This is a genomic window from Pseudoalteromonas sp. MB41 (genome assembly GCF_020966275.1).
GTDB lineage: Bacteria > Pseudomonadota > Gammaproteobacteria > Enterobacterales > Alteromonadaceae > Pseudoalteromonas > Pseudoalteromonas lipolytica.
The window spans coordinates 32,132-46,831 of the sequence record NZ_JAJJZF010000022.1 but is presented as its reverse complement, the minus strand read 5'-3'; the positions used below and the strand labels follow the sequence as shown (position 1 = coordinate 46,831).

Here is a 14,700-nt window from a genome sequence, read left to right as displayed (position 1 = left end):
TACAGTGTAGATTTTCACTTCCTCAAAAACTGACTAATATGCATTCGGTCAGTAAACCCGCTATAAACGGATCTTCATCTTGGGCGCTTTCAGGTTTATAAAGTGAGTAGCGCTCAACTTCGCTTGCTGTAGTTTCTGCAACGGGCAAGATAAATAGGTTTGGTACATCAGGAAACAGTACTCCAAATGCTTGGTTGTGAGGGTTTTGTACTTTTCATTAATGCATAAGTAAATACATAAAGTACAGGTAATCAACGGCGGCTCACTGAGTTGTGTGACGCTGCAATTAGGAGCAAGTGATTTACATTGTTAGCTTTCTATATCAATATTCAGCTTGTTTTTATCTCGTATATACCCCAGCTTATAAAGCTCAATAGCTATTTGCTTGAGCTCCCTATTCTGGGGTGGCGTTCTTGCTTTTAAAGTAATAAGTTTTTGATATCGCTTATGCATAAATCGGACGCCTTGATCTTTTTTTCTACATTCAATACACCTTGTGCAGTGGGCGTCGATCCAAAATCCCAGCTCTTCAAACCAGTGCTTCTGCTCTTGCGCAAAGAAAATGAAAGGCCTGCAACATACGTCACACATTTCTTCAATGTCTACATAAATCTTGCGGGGGTAAATAGCAAAATTCTGCTTAGAAGTGTCTGCAAAAATCGCTGTTTCAGCAAAGTAATTAAGGCTTGAGTAACGCCAATGTGCACTTTCAATTGCGCATGCAGGCACTTCATCTGATGATATAACTGGGCGATCGCCATATCTTGGGTGAGTAACATAGCTCGGAATGCTATCTTTCTTCGTCATAAGCCTAGAAGTGCTAATTAAGTAGGATCAGGTTTTTCATTTTGCACATAGCCGATAACTTAATCAACATTAGCTCTATGATACGCTTTCGCAAAAGTGCCGTTTTCAATTATAGCGGTATAGTGGTTTTGATCACCCAAGATAGCTTGTTTCTTGTTTATGCCGCATCAAAGAGTTAATAAACAGCTCTACATAAGGTGAATTAGAGGGGATTTTTATACTCATCGAAAGCAGATTCAACTAAACAGCTAGATTTATTTTTTGTTTATAACTTACTGGAGGATTTAACAGGCGGTGTTTATTTTTTTTGTACATGTGAATGAGTTATTTAGTACTTAGTTAAGTTCTATTTAGTTAAGTACTACTTAGTTAGGTACAAAGCCATGTCACTTTATACTTTCAATTTATGTCATTTTTTACTTCAAACGACACCCAATAAGAATTTGGGTGGCAGTCTTACCAGCCACATCTCGGCACACACGTCACACGCTGTGGCTGCTCCCTTCCGGGCCTGACCAGGTTCACCTGCTAGTGTTGCGAGAGGACCAATAAGACTACCATTGAGGGCCTTGTTTGGCGCGGGAGGGATTATCTCTACTTTTGGCTCGTTATTCAAGGGGTATTCGAAAAAGAAAGTGCGATTGCATACTTGGTATACAATCGCACTGTATTTAGGGGCTTTTATGTTTACTTTTCAAGTTCAGCTTTTATGTTACGCAATGCTGCTTTTACTTTTTTCATATTTTCTGGGCCCATACGCAATAATTGTTTTTGCGCATCGGGTAAGTTTTCCCATTCTGAATAAGCATATTGATAAGTCACTGAGTTACGCACTAACGGCATATCACCTTTGGGTTCTGGGGTATCGAGTAGTACATCAATCGCTTCTTCAAGTGTTTGCGTAAAGGCATCACCTTGATAACCAATTTCTGCGTATGCTTCATTAATAAGCGGTTTGTATTCGTCATAAATACGAATCGCTTGTGCAGCACTTAAGCTGGTAAATAATTTTACATACGGGGTGTAACGCTCATAACTATTTGGGTCAATCGTTAAAATATCCCCTTCGATAACCATGAATGACTCTTTAGGGCGCTCAACGGGCGCATGGCTCAATGCAACTTTGCCTTTGGCTAGGTTATCAACATAAACCACACCACGGCGAATAAGATCATCGGTCACCATTAAACTCATGACTTGATCTGTTAATAATTCGTCCATACGAGCCACAACGACCTCATCACTGTCGTTTAATGTAGGCAGAGGCTTAACCTCTGGCTCAGGTTCAACAGCTCGTTGCTCTGGGCGTTCAACCGCAACAGGGTCTGGGGTTGGCTCTGTTACTTCGGGTTCCGGCGCTGGCTCGTTATATTCAGCCATTGGCGTTTCTTCGATAACAACGTCTTCGACTACTTGCGTCGGTTTGTCGTCTGGCTGTAAAAAAATAAACGCCGCAACACAGGCTACAATAATAACAATAACAACTGCAAAAATGAGATTGTTATTCCCAGGACGCTTTTCTAATTCGGTATCTGACGAATGCTCTGACATACACACTCCCTTAATATAAAAAACAGACAAAAAAACACGACAAAATTAATATTACCAGTAAGGTAAACTTTGCTTCTTCTAGCTTAAAGACTTACAGTTGATAAATAAAGTAAAGACGCACAACGATTTAAATGCAACCATGAGCAGTAAGTTAAAAAAAACACAACACTCAAAAATCGCTTTATTATTAACAGGTGGTGGTGCCCGAGCGGCTTATCAAGTGGGTGTGCTTAAAGCCATCACACAAAGTATGCCTCGTACTGCGCCTTTACCTTTTACCATTATTAATGGGACATCAGCCGGCGCAATTAATTCCGCTGCGCTTGCCTGTTATGCTTCTTGTGCTCACTTAGCAAGTAAAAAGCTTGAATGGGTATGGCGCAACTTTTCCACCTCGCAAGTTTATAAAAGTGATTTTTTAAGTGTATTTTCACACCTCACTCGCAATATTTTAACGAGCTTTCAGTCTGAACATATTAACCACCCACCCGCAAGCTTGTTAAATAATCAACCGTTAAGAAAGCTGCTTAACGAGATACTCGATTTAGCACGCATTGAGCGTAATCTTCACAAAAACTACCTTGATGCGGTATCAATCACAGCCTCTAGTTATACAACGGGTGACTCTGTGGCGTTTTTTCAGTCGTTAACCCAACAGCCTTGGCAGCGAGCCAAACGCGAGGGACAAGCGACCCGCATTAATGTTGAACACTTAATGGCATCCAGTGCCATTCCAATGGTGTTTCCAAGTGTTAATGTGTACAACCATTACTTTGGCGATGGTTCAATTCACCAATTGTCGCCGTTAAGTCCTTCTGTGCATCTAGGGGCTGAAAAAATATTTATTATTGGTGTCGATGCACCCAAAGAGTTGCACCCACCTGGTTATCAACCCCACTATCCGGGACTGTCTAATATTGCAGGTCACCTGTTAGATAGTGTTTTTACCGACACATTGCAGTCTGATTTAGAACGTTTACAGCGTATTAATCGTACGCTTGGGTTATTACCAGCGCGTGACAAGCACCAAGAACTGAAACAAATTGAAACCTGTATTATCAATCCATCGCAAAACTTTAATATGATTGCTGCGCAGTATTACGACGATATGCCATTAGCAATTAAAGTGTTGCTGCGCATGATCGGGGTGAAAAAACGTTCTCAATCAAGTTTAACGAGTTACTTGTTATTCGAAAAACGTTACACCCAAAAATTGATCGAGATTGGTTATCAAGATGGGCTTAAAAAACTGCCCGAAATACGGAAATTTTTAGAATTAGAGTAACTGACCCGTTACTCTAATCCATCAAGTAAAAAGCGTTCAACGCGCTCTACTCTGCGTGGTTTGCCTTGCAATACCAAAATATCACCGGCGAGCAATACCGTTTGCTCAGAGGGCGATTCTATTTCACGGTCTTGACGACGTAATGCACGAACTGATACTCGGCGCTGCTCAAGCTTAAGTTCGCTTATCATGTGATTCACAGCGAATGCGTGTTCAGGTAAAGCGATAACATGTAAGTACTCTAATCGGTCTGAGCTGCTTTCTTCGCTGTCGAGCTTATCACCGGTAAAAAATCCATTTAAAAACTGATAACGATTGCGGCGCTCTTTGCTCACTCTGCGAATAATACGGGTCATTGGTACACCCGACATATACAGTACGTGTGATACTAGCATTAAACTTGCTTCAAGGGTTTCTGGTACTACTTCTGTGACACCTAACTCTTTTAGGGTTTCGAGCTGAGAGTCGTCACGCATACGTACGAGTATCTTAACGGTGGGTGCAATTTGCTTTATCGCATCTACCACGACTTGCGTCTGCTCAAAGTCTGTAAACGTTATGATCACTAAACGAGCGCGTTCAACCCCTGCAGATTTTAAAATATCTTTTTGTTTTACATGACCAAATATAATTGGCTCACCTGCGGCTTTTGCTTCTTGCAATAAAATGGGATTGCTTTCTATTGCAACGTAATCAATGGCTTCGGGCTTTAAAAAGCGAGCGATTGTTTGCCCTACCCGTGAAAACCCACATATAACAACATGGTTATGATACAAGGGGCTGCTATTAGCAGGCTGTTGCCAATACTGCCCTGGCTGAGAAAGCAAACCCAAACGCTTTAGTAAAACAGGTGTTTTTTCAATAAGGTAAGGGGTCAGTGCCATAGACAACACGCCTACCGCAATTAAAAATGAGGCTTGCTCTGAGCTTATCAATAAATGCTGTGAAGCGAGTGCAATCAACACAAAGCCAAATTCGCCCATTTGCCACAGCATAATACCTGCTGCAACGGCATCTTGCTTTCGCTCGCCTATAAGCTGTGCAGAAATAGCCAGAACCGCAATTTTAAAAAATAATAAACCGACTAATACCGCAATGATCCAATACCAACTTTGCAGCACATACAAAATATCTAATTGCATTCCTACGGTAACAAAAAACAGCCCCATTAAAATATCGCGAAACGGTCTAATATCGGCTTCTAATTGGTGACGGTACTGGCTTTCACCGAGCATCATACCGGCCAAAAACGCTCCCAGCGCCATAGAAAGACCAAACAAATACGTTAAACCGGCTGCAAACAATGCCACTAACAATGTGGTGAGCACAAAGAGTTCGTCGGTTCTAACAAGCGCTATTTCTCTAAAGACTTTAGGCAGTACCCACTTGCCTATTGCCCATAACAAAATACACACAAAAGCACCTTTGGTTAATGCAAAGGCAAGTGCGCCAACAATTTCATCAGAGCCACTTTGAGCAAGTAAGGGGTAAATAATAAGTAAGGGCACGACAGCAATATCTTGAAACAACAACACGCCAATTGCTAACTGACCACGCCGCTGATTTAACTCACCTGATTCTTTGAGTAACTTCACGACCACTGCCGTTGATGATAAAGCCATTAAGCTCGCAATCGTAAAGCTATTAAGTAAGCTGTACTCAAGTAACAGTAAAATCAACATGAACACTAGGCTTGTGATCACCACTTGCAGTGACCCTAAGCCAAATACAATATTGCGCATTGCCATTAAGCGCGGCACTGAAAACTCAAGCCCTAAACTAAACAGTAAAAAAACAATGCCTAGCTCAGCTACAAAGTGCATTTCGTGGCTTTGTGCCATCCAGCCAATACCATGACTCCCCGCTAATAAACCCGTTGCGAGGTACGCCAGAATAGGAGGTAAGCCAATTCGCTTGAAAAACCAAACAAAAATGACCGCAGCTACGAGTAACCCAAAGGCTTGAATCAGCACATTTTGCAAGCAATTACCTCCTTCTACTTAATGATAAAGCCGAACCCTCGTTTAAATATAGCAACCATATGTTTTTCAGCCAGTTTAAAAAAGTGGCACAAATTTCGCTTTATTAAGGAGTATCTAACACTCCGGGGGGAGAACAATCATGGAAAATGTCCATATTTTGACGCAGCGAGTGTCTGCAAGAGGCGACTTTATGCCGTTTTCGGCAGAACGTTACCGAATAAGTGAACAGCACAATACACATGACTTAGTGGCAAAATTACAAACGACCCTGTCGATTGAGGGGATTTTGACTATTTTTGCCGAGCATGCAAAACAGCTCATCAATTTGTCTGGGTTGCAGTTTCAATCGGCTTTGGGTGTGTCTGAAAGTGTCGACAGCGATACCACGCACACTCCCTACTCGTTTGATTTAGATTTAGAAAGTGAGCGTTTAGGTCAGCTAATTTATTTTAGCCAATTTCCTATGGGGCAAGCTATCGAAACCAAACTACAGCAATTACATGCTGCGCTTGTTTACCCGCTTCGTAATGCAATTATGTACACACGTGTATTACGCTTGGCAACAAAAGATGCACTAACGGGGTTAAATAACCGTAGTCAATTTAATGACAGCTTGGCACAAAGACTAGAGCGTTGTCGCCGTCAGCATCGTCCATTTAGCTTAATGTTGCTCGATTTAGACAACTTTAAACAAGTGAACGACAATTTCGGTCATAAAATTGGCGACGACGTACTACAAGAATTTGCTAACGTTTTACGTAACTGTGTACGAGGCACAGATTCAATTTTTCGCTTTGGTGGCGATGAATTTGCGCTGTTAATTGACGACCCTGAATTTACCACTAACAAAGTCATCGCAGATCGCGTTATGCGTTTAGTCTCGCAATCAAGCTTAATGTCCCAATACGCTGTAACATCGAGCATAGGGTTTACGCTTGCGAATAACCAAGACTGCGAAAATGAAGTGTTTGCCCGTGCAGATAAAGGCCTATACCGTGCTAAAGCCGCGGGTAGAAACTGCGCAAAAGCGTACTAAAAGTCACATTTTTAAAGCGCAAAACAATTCGCAAATATCGTTACGAAAAGCCTAGCTTCCCCCGCTAGGCTTTTTTGTAGCCAATTTATAACCGAGTAATACCAACCAAAAACCTGCAAAAAAACCGCTCAGTAAATAAAGTAAAGCTGCCATGGTCGTTAGTGGCGACACAACAACGAGAGCGAGGGGTGTTAACACCCCTAAAATAAAAAACACGCCGCCTTTGCCTGACCAATACCCCAACAGCAATAACGAGCACGCAACGCCCCCCGCTAGCGCATAAAACAAGGTACTCATTTCAAGCTCAGCAAACGAGAAACCGGCAATAACCGCAACTATAATCGACACAATAAAACCCAGCGGTGCTTTATTGACTAGCGATAAACCAACATGAGCCTGTTCACTCATTTTCACTCTCCCAAAAAATGCCTTCATCTGAACTGTGCGTAGCACTGATAAAATAGCCAACCACTTGAACAAGCTGATCATTATAAAAAATAAGCGGCACTTGTGCACGAACCCAAGGAGCGACCTTCGCATCTTTAAACCAATGTTTGAGCGTATTTGACCCCGGCTTTTTAAGTGGCTTTATGCGCGCTTGCGGGCAATTAAACACCACTTTCACCTGCTCATCAGCCGTTGGCAATCGAATTCCTTTACCTGTTTTAAGTCTTAAAGTTCGGCCATCCGATAAGGTTACGGTTTCAAGATTTATGTCGCATGATTTGGGTATTGGCTGTTCTGTAACGAAATACCAGTAATGTTGATGGCGACGAACTTGTCCGCTCGCTAAACAGATTTTTAATTGGGCATCGGCCTGTGCGTTTAAGCCCTGTTCAATAATTTGCTTAAGCTGATTTTCAGAGGGCATTTGATGTGTAAATTGCTTGAGCCACGCGCGCACAAGGTTTGCTTTACGCGTATCAGAAAAATCTTTAATCGCACAACAGCTTAAACCGCCGTGTTTATTTTGACAGTGTGCAAGGTCTGTTTCTGTGTATTCATCTAACAGTGATTGTTGCTGCTGTAATAAGCGAATACTGCGCGCAGCACTTTTCTCAAAGCCCTGAAAGCGGTCGTTTAAAACGGGGATCACCTGATGACGTAAAAAATTACGGTCAAAGCGCTCGTCGCTGTTTGAGTCATCTGTAATATGTTGAATTCCAAGCTGTTCAGCAAATAGCTCTATTTGCTGGCGAGTCACATTAAGCAAGGGTCTAAAGCAAACACGCCCAGATGACAACACTCTTTGTTGTTGCATTGCACTTAACCCTTGCAAGCCTGAACCACGCTTTAGGCGCAAAAAGAACGTTTCAAGCTGATCATTTAAATGCTGACCTAGTAACAACACGCTGCCTTTTGGACTATGCGTATCGAGCGCATCATAGCGTGCGTCTCGGGCTTGCGCCTCGAGGCTGGTTCGTGCTTGTGTTTCAATGTTCACTTTTATTGCTTTAAATGGCACTGCAAGAGAGCGGCTTAACGTTTCACAAAATGATTGCCACTGCCCTGCATATTCACTCAAGCCATGATTTACATACACAGCATCTACACTCAGTGCCGTATTTTCACGGTGTAATTCAGCCATTAAATGCAAAAGCACCACAGAGTCGACACCACCAGACAAGGCAACAGTATACGCCTTGTGCCCCTTTGTAATTAAAGGCTCAAGTTCTTTACGAAAATCGGTATAAAGTGGCAAAGTTAACATCGACTGGCACGCTTAAAATAAATTGCGTTGTATTATAAAACAAAAAAAGCCGCAAAAGCGGCTTTTTCATCATTATGCTAATTAGCAATAACCAAACGACATTAAACGTTTGTAACGCTGATCAAGCATTTCATCAAGTGACAAGCCTTGTAAATCAGCTAAATCGCGCTTTAGTTGATTTTTAAGGTTACGCGCCATTGCATCGTAGTTACGATGTGCGCCACCCAGTGGCTCTTCAATCACGTTGTTGATTAAATCTAGTTCTTTAACACGTGCAGCTGTTACACCCATTGCTTCTGCAGCGATAGGCGCTTTATCTGCACTCTTCCAAAGGATTGATGCACAACCCTCTGGTGAAATTACTGAGTAAGTGCTGTACTGCAACATGTTTACGCGGTCACCCACGCCTATTGCCAATGCCCCACCCGAACCACCTTCACCAATAACAGTACAGATCGTCGGTACTTTTAATGCAGCCATCACTTTAAGATTACGTGCAATCGCTTCTGATTGACCACGTTCTTCTGCGCCAACACCTGGGTATGCTCCCGGCGTGTCGATAAATGTCATGATAGGCATTTTGAAACGCTCAGCCATTTCCATTAAACGTAATGCTTTACGGTAGCCTTCTGGTTTTGGCATACCAAAGTTACGTTTGATTTTTTCAGCTGTATCACGCCCTTTTTGCTGACCAATAACCATGACTGGTTGGCCTTCAAAACGCGCTACACCGCCTAAAATAGCGGGATCGTTAGCAAAAGTACGGTCACCTGCTAGTTCGTCAAATTCCGTGAAAATGCGCTCGATGTAATCACGAGTATAAGGACGCAACGGATGACGGGCTAACTGTGAAACCTGCCAAGCACCTAACTCAGAGAAAATTTTCTCTTTCATTTCAGCGCTTTTTTCTTTTAATCGACTGACTTCCTCTTCTAATCCAAGGTCTAATTCGCCAGCGCGGCTTACATTTTGTAACTCTTCAATTTTTGCTTCTAATTCTGCGATTGGAAGCTCAAAATCAAGATAATTGAGGCTCATGCTCTAAACTACCTAATTAATTAAATTCTAGTTCTACATCTTGCGCCGCCATCAGTGATAACTTGTGAATTAAGTCATCACTAGGCGTAACACACCATTCGGTTCCTAACGTAATCTCAGCCAACGCATCAGGACGTTGATAGAATACTTTAATAGGACACGTGCCAAACTTATAAGGTTCAAGCACTTTTTGTAAATTATCGAAGAAGTTCGCCTCGATCTGCACCATATTCAGCGTCATTTTAATCGCTTTTATACGCTTTTCTCGCGCTTGAGCAATGGTGCATATGTCTCTGGCGGTCATTGTAATGCCACCGGAGAAGTTATCAAAGCTGACCTGTCCAGATATTACCAAGATATTGTTAACTTGCAGCATATCTTGGTACATTTCAAACTGTTCTGGGAATAAGCGTACATCAATACGGGCACTCTTGTCATCTAAAGTTACAAGACCCCAACGATTTCCCTTTTTATTTATGAGCGTACGCGCCGCAATGACTAAGCCTGCAGCGGTTGACTGCACATCGCGATTCGTTGGCTGCAAATCAACCAAACGCCCCGAAGTATAATATTTAAGCTCTTTTCGGTACTGATTAATCGGGTGGCCCGTTAAATACAGCCCTAACGTTTCTTTTTCACCGTCTAACCATTCGTTATCCGTAAGGTCTGGGGCTTTAATAAAGGCTTGTTCAACTTCGTCTGGCTCTGTGGCTAATAAACCAAATAAATCAGCCTGACCAAGCGACTCCGCTTTATGGTGCTGGTCTGCCGCTCGCATGGCATCTTTTAAACTAGCTAACAATGTTGCACGACCAGGCTGGGTTTTATCAGGGCCTAACTGATCCAGCGCCCCCGCATAAATAAGTTTTTCTACTACGCGTTTATTTAAACGTTTTAAATCAACGCGAGCACAAAAATCAAATAAGTCTTTAAACGGGCCGCCTTCTTTACGCGCTTCTAAAATGGCTTCTACTGGGGCTTCACCCACCCCTTTAATCGCACCAATACCGTAAACGATTTGGCCTTTTAAGTTAACCGTAAACTTGTACTCACCCGCATTTACATCAGGCGGCAGCAAGGTTAACTTCATGTTTTCACATTCGTCGACCAAGGTAACAATTTTATCGGTGTTATCCATATCAGCCGACATTACGGCCGCCATAAACTCGGCCGGATAATGCGTTTTCATCCACAGAGTTTGATACGACACCAATGCATAAGCAGCAGAGTGAGATTTGTTAAAGCCGTAACCTGCGAACTTTTCGACCAAGTCGAAGATTTTTATCGCTAGTTCGCCGTCAATACCGTTCTTTTCTGCACCTTCTTCGAAGGTTGAACGCTGCTTGGCCATTTCTTCAGGTTTTTTCTTACCCATTGCACGGCGAAGCATGTCTGCGCCACCAAGGGTATACCCTGCCAGTACCTGAGCAATCTGCATTACCTGCTCTTGATACAGGATGATGCCGTAGGTCGGCTCTAATATTGGCTGTAAGCTTTCATGTTGCCATTGTACATCGGGGTACGATATTTCTTCACGCCCATGCTTACGGTCGATAAAGTTATCTACCATGCCTGATTGCAGTGGACCCGGTCGGAATAATGCCACGAGTGCAATCATATCCTCAAAGCAGTCGGGTTTTAGACGACGAATAAGGTCTTTCATGCCGCGCGATTCTAGCTGGAAAACCGCGGTCGTCTCAGCGCGGAGCAATAAGTCAATGCTGGGTTTATCATCAAGCGGGATAGCATTGATATCAACGGGGTCTTTACCTTCGCGCGCTAAACGCTCGTTGGTCATGTCGAGCGCCCATTGCAAGATGGTTAATGTTCTTAAACCTAAGAAGTCGAACTTAACCAAGCCTGCGGTTTCAACGTCATTCTTGTCAAATTGAGTTACCGGGAACTTGCCTTCATCGTCGCAATAAAGTGCAGCAAAATCGGTGATCGTGGTGGGTGAAATTACCACCCCCCCTGCGTGTTTACCGGCATTACGTGTACACCCTTCAAGAATGCGACACATGTCGATAAGCTCTTTTACTTCTTCGTCACCGTCATAGGCTTCTTGTAAACGCGGCTCTACATCAAACGCTTTCGCAAGCGTCATACCGGGGTCGCCAGGGACTAGTTTTGATATGCGATCGACAAACCCATAAGGGTGGCCAAGTACACGCCCCACATCACGAATAACCGCTTTTGCAGCCATGGTCCCAAAGGTGATAATTTGCGATACCGCGTCGCGGCCATACAATGCCGATACGTGATCAATCACTTCATCACGTCTGTCCATACAGAAGTCAACGTCAAAGTCGGGCATGGATACACGTTCAGGGTTCAAGAAACGTTCGAATAGTAAGTCAAATTCAAGCGGATCTAAGTCGGTAATTTTAAGTGCATATGCAACCAACGAGCCCGCACCCGAGCCACGTCCTGGTCCCACTGGAATATTGTTATCCTTACTCCACTGGATGAACTCCATTACGATTAAGAAGTAACCCGGGAACCCCATTTGGTTAATTACATCGAGCTCGATTTGTAAGCGCTCATCGTATTCTACGCGCTTTTCTTTTCGCTCTTCTTCATCGGGGAATAAAAACTGCAATCGCTCTTCAAGACCATCTTTCGATACTTTAACTAAGAATTCATCGATTTTGAGCGAGCCCGTTGGGTAATCGGGTAAGAAATAGGTGCCCAACTGTACGGTTACGTTACAGCGTTTTGCAATTTCAACGGTGTTTTCGAGCGCTTCAGGAATATCACTAAAGAGCTCAGCCATTTGCTCAGCTGTTTTTAGGTATTGCTGATCAGAAAAACGTTTTGGTCGGCGCTTATCTTCAAGGGTGTAACCATCATGAATTGCAACACGAATTTCGTGGGCTTCGAAGTTTTCAGGTTTTAAAAACACCACCTCGTTAGTGGCCACCACGGGCAGTTGTTCTTGGCTTGCTAATTCTACCGCTAAATGAAGGTAATCTTCTTCAAACGGGCGCTCAGTCCGAATAAGCTCAATATAATAGTGGTCACTAAAGTGTTGCTTATAGAAACTCACCACCGACTCAATCAGGCCGGCATTGCCTTTAAGTAATGCTTTGCCTAAATCGCCATCTTTTGCGCCTGATAAAATTATGAGGCCATTTTTGAGCCCCACCAGCCATTCACGGTCAATCACGGGACGATGAAAAACATGCCCGCGTTGATACGCTTTAGAGATTAATAACGTGAGGTTTTTATAGCCTTCGTTATCTTTGGCTAAAATAGTTATTCGGCATGGTTCATCTTCGAATTCTGGGCTTCGTAACCAAAAATCAGCTCCCACAATTGGCTTAATTCCAGCGCCATGTGCAGCCCCATAAAAACGCACCAAACCACATAAGTTCATCTGGTCTGTTATGGCCAGCGCTGGCATTTGTAGCTCTTCTGCTTTGGCAACGATTGGTTTTGTTTTTGCGAGGCCATCCACCATTGAAAAATCAGAATGAACACGTAAATGAACAAATTGCGGCGCAGGCATTAGCGTTGCTCTCCTTTTAACGCCAAAATGCGCTGCACAGGTTTAAAGCTTTTGCGATGCTCATTAATAGCACCATACTGTTCTAGTGCAGCAAAATGCGCTTTGGTAGGGTAACCTTTATGTCCTGCGAAGCCGTATTCTGGATAGCGTTTATCGAGTTCAATCATTTCGTCGTCTCGGGCCACTTTCGCAAGAATTGATGCAGCCGAAATCTCTTCCACTAAGCTGTCGCCTTTAACTACCGCTTGCGCAGGTATGGTTAATTGGCTAGGAACGCGATTACCGTCAATAAATACAAACTCAGGTTTTACACTGAGTCCTTCAACCGCACGGCTCATTGCCAGCATAGTGGCATGTAAAATATTAAGCTCGTCAATCTCGCTTGGGCTACAACGACCAATGGCATAACACAGGGCTTTTTCTTTAATTTCTGCAGCTAAAAGTTGGCGTTTTTTATCCGATAATTTTTTTGAGTCGGCTAGTCCCACAATCGGTTTTGTAGGGTCGAGGATCACCGCGGCGGTTACTACGTCACCAACGAGCGGGCCACGTCCTACTTCATCAACACCGGCAATATAATTTACATGTGGTCGATCAATCTGCATTTAGTAACTCCGCGACTGCTGTTGCAGCTTGTTCGTTGGCATTTAACCTAATTTCTTTATGAATCGCTAAAAAGCGTGCTTTTAGTTCACTATTATCTGAATTTAACATAGGTGTGAGTGCATTTGTTAAATTATCAACATTACATTCTGTTTGTAGGTACTCGGGGACAAGCTCTTCATCGGCCAGTAAATTCGGTAGCGAAAAGTACTTGATGTTAAAGGTAAACAGCGTTTTAAATATCCAATAGCTCATTGGCTTTATTTTATACCCTACTACCATTGGCTTTTTATAGAGCATGCCTTCTAATGTCGCGGTCCCTGAGGCAAGTAAAATCGCATCGGCAGCTTGCATAGCAAGATTTGACTGGCCATCGAGTAACTGTAATTTTAAATGAGGGGCTGTTTTTTCTAGAATGTCACAAAACTGAGTTTTTCGTTTTTCGTTAACGAGTGGTACCACTATTTTCAGTGCTGGGTTTTCTGCCTGTAGTTTAGCGGCGGTCTGAATGTAAGTGTCACTCAAAAGACCCACTTCTGAGCCTCGGCTGCCCGGTAAAAGCGCCAATACTTTGTCTGAATCTGATAAACCGAGTGCATTACGCGCTTTGCTCTGATCATGCTCCAGCGCAATATCATCAGCCAGCGTATGACCAACAAATGTGCAAGGCACGTTGTGTTTGTCATAAAATGCTTTTTCGAATGGTAATAAAGCCAACACTAAATTAGTTGCTGCGCTGATTTTATGAATACGCTTTTCACGCCACGCCCAAACAGAGGGGCTCACATATTGAATTGTTTTGATACCCGCTTCTTTTAGCGGCTTTTCAACACGTAAATTAAAGTCTGGCGCATCGATACCAATAAACACATCAGGCGGATTATCTATAAAATGTTGCACGAGCTGTTTGCGAATTTTTAATAAGCGCGGTAAGCGCCCCAACACTTCAACCAGCCCCATTACCGACAACTCATCCATATCGAATAACGTTGTACAACCCGCAGCTTGCATACGCGGCCCTGCAATTCCTTCAAAAATAGCATCTGGGAAACGTACTTTAAGTGCTTTAATGAGCCCTTCACCTAAAATATCACCTGATAACTCACCTGCCACCAAGGCAATACGTAACGGCTTTGTTTGTTCTTTCATTCGTTGATAATTCGCAACTTTCTGCACTAA

Annotated in this window: 11 protein-coding genes and 1 other RNA gene; 2 read left to right on the top strand and 10 right to left on the bottom strand. The window is 43.1% G+C overall.

Annotated features, from left to right (window positions below; all coding sequences use genetic code 11):
• Window positions 1-309: 309 nt before the first annotated feature.
• The 3 genes from LPA49_RS17405 to LPA49_RS17395 form a co-directional block, all read right to left on the bottom strand.
• Window positions 310-807 carry a zinc-ribbon domain containing protein gene (locus tag LPA49_RS17405; RefSeq protein ID WP_074988615.1) on the bottom strand — a complete coding sequence of 166 codons (498 nt, stop codon included), beginning with the start codon at window positions 805-807 and terminating at the stop codon, window positions 310-312.
• 454 nt (window positions 808-1,261) lie between these two features.
• Window positions 1,262-1,358, bottom strand: an RNA gene (gene ffs / locus LPA49_RS17400) — signal recognition particle sRNA small type.
• Window positions 1,359-1,494: 136 nt separating this feature from the next.
• Entirely contained in the window at window positions 1,495-2,358 is an 864-nt protein-coding gene (locus LPA49_RS17395; RefSeq protein WP_036969689.1) for a DUF3014 domain-containing protein, read from the bottom strand.
• 139 nt (window positions 2,359-2,497) lie between these two features.
• On the opposite strand from LPA49_RS17395, the gene LPA49_RS17390 reads away from it, so the two are divergent.
• Window positions 2,498-3,643, top strand: coding sequence for a patatin-like phospholipase family protein (locus LPA49_RS17390; protein ID WP_036971648.1), 1,146 nt, complete (start codon window positions 2,498-2,500; stop codon window positions 3,641-3,643).
• 8 nt (window positions 3,644-3,651) lie between these two features.
• Here LPA49_RS17390 and LPA49_RS17385 read toward each other — a convergent pair whose 3' ends face one another.
• Window positions 3,652-5,625 (bottom strand): monovalent cation:proton antiporter family protein, encoded by a 1,974-nt coding sequence (locus LPA49_RS17385; protein ID WP_074988616.1) that lies wholly within the window; start codon window positions 5,623-5,625, stop codon window positions 3,652-3,654.
• 139 nt (window positions 5,626-5,764) lie between these two features.
• Here LPA49_RS17385 and LPA49_RS17380 point away from each other — a divergent pair, with 139 nt between their 5' ends.
• Window positions 5,765-6,661, top strand: coding sequence for a GGDEF domain-containing protein (locus tag LPA49_RS17380; protein WP_230237339.1), 897 nt, complete (start codon window positions 5,765-5,767; stop codon window positions 6,659-6,661).
• 51 nt (window positions 6,662-6,712) lie between these two features.
• On the opposite strand, the gene LPA49_RS17375 is transcribed toward LPA49_RS17380, so the two are convergent.
• From LPA49_RS17375 to lpxB, 6 genes are all read right to left on the bottom strand, one after another.
• On the bottom strand, window positions 6,713-7,069 hold the full coding sequence (locus LPA49_RS17375; RefSeq protein WP_036969693.1) for a hypothetical protein: 357 nt from the start codon (window positions 7,067-7,069) through the stop codon (window positions 6,713-6,715).
• Complete coding sequence (gene tilS, locus LPA49_RS17370; protein ID WP_230237337.1) at window positions 7,062-8,372, bottom strand: tRNA lysidine(34) synthetase TilS; 1,311 nt, start codon at window positions 8,370-8,372, stop codon at window positions 7,062-7,064. The genes LPA49_RS17375 and tilS overlap by 8 nt, the downstream gene beginning before the upstream one ends.
• Window positions 8,373-8,453: 81 nt before the next feature.
• Window positions 8,454-9,410, bottom strand: coding sequence for an acetyl-CoA carboxylase carboxyl transferase subunit alpha (gene accA / locus LPA49_RS17365; RefSeq protein ID WP_036969697.1), 957 nt, complete (start codon window positions 9,408-9,410; stop codon window positions 8,454-8,456).
• 16 nt (window positions 9,411-9,426) lie between these two features.
• Window positions 9,427-12,918: a DNA polymerase III subunit alpha gene (gene dnaE, locus LPA49_RS17360; protein ID WP_074988618.1), complete on the bottom strand. Its 3,492-nt coding sequence runs from the start codon at window positions 12,916-12,918 to the stop codon at window positions 9,427-9,429.
• The gene (rnhB, locus tag LPA49_RS17355; RefSeq protein ID WP_075594266.1) at window positions 12,918-13,523 is read right to left on the bottom strand and encodes a ribonuclease HII; all 606 of its coding nucleotides are present in this window, start codon (window positions 13,521-13,523) and stop codon (window positions 12,918-12,920) included. The genes dnaE and rnhB overlap by 1 nt, the downstream gene beginning before the upstream one ends.
• Window positions 13,513-14,670 carry a lipid-A-disaccharide synthase gene (gene lpxB, locus LPA49_RS17350; RefSeq protein ID WP_036969702.1) on the bottom strand — a complete coding sequence of 386 codons (1,158 nt, stop codon included), beginning with the start codon at window positions 14,668-14,670 and terminating at the stop codon, window positions 13,513-13,515. The genes rnhB and lpxB overlap by 11 nt, the downstream gene beginning before the upstream one ends.
• Window positions 14,671-14,700 lie beyond the last annotated feature (30 nt).

Excerpts from the sequence above, each read along its gene's own strand:
- LPA49_RS17405 (WP_074988615.1), bottom strand. The coding sequence starts at position 807 with ATGACGAAGAAAGATAGCATTCCGAGCTATGTTACTCACCCAAGATAT.
- LPA49_RS17395 (WP_036969689.1), bottom strand. The coding sequence starts at position 2,358 with ATGTCAGAGCATTCGTCAGATACCGAATTAGAAAAGCGTCCTGGGAAT.
- LPA49_RS17390 (WP_036971648.1), top strand. The coding sequence starts at position 2,498 with ATGAGCAGTAAGTTAAAAAAAACACAACACTCAAAAATCGCTTTATTA.
- LPA49_RS17380 (WP_230237339.1), top strand. The coding sequence starts at position 5,765 with ATGGAAAATGTCCATATTTTGACGCAGCGAGTGTCTGCAAGAGGCGAC.
- LPA49_RS17375 (WP_036969693.1), bottom strand. The coding sequence starts at position 7,069 with ATGAGTGAACAGGCTCATGTTGGTTTATCGCTAGTCAATAAAGCACCG.
- tilS (WP_230237337.1), bottom strand. The coding sequence starts at position 8,372 with ATGTTAACTTTGCCACTTTATACCGATTTTCGTAAAGAACTTGAGCCT.
- accA (WP_036969697.1), bottom strand. The coding sequence starts at position 9,410 with ATGAGCCTCAATTATCTTGATTTTGAGCTTCCAATCGCAGAATTAGAA.
- dnaE (WP_074988618.1), bottom strand. The coding sequence starts at position 12,918 with ATGCCTGCGCCGCAATTTGTTCATTTACGTGTTCATTCTGATTTTTCA.
- rnhB (WP_075594266.1), bottom strand. The coding sequence starts at position 13,523 with ATGCAGATTGATCGACCACATGTAAATTATATTGCCGGTGTTGATGAA.
- lpxB (WP_036969702.1), bottom strand. The coding sequence starts at position 14,670 with ATGAAAGAACAAACAAAGCCGTTACGTATTGCCTTGGTGGCAGGTGAG.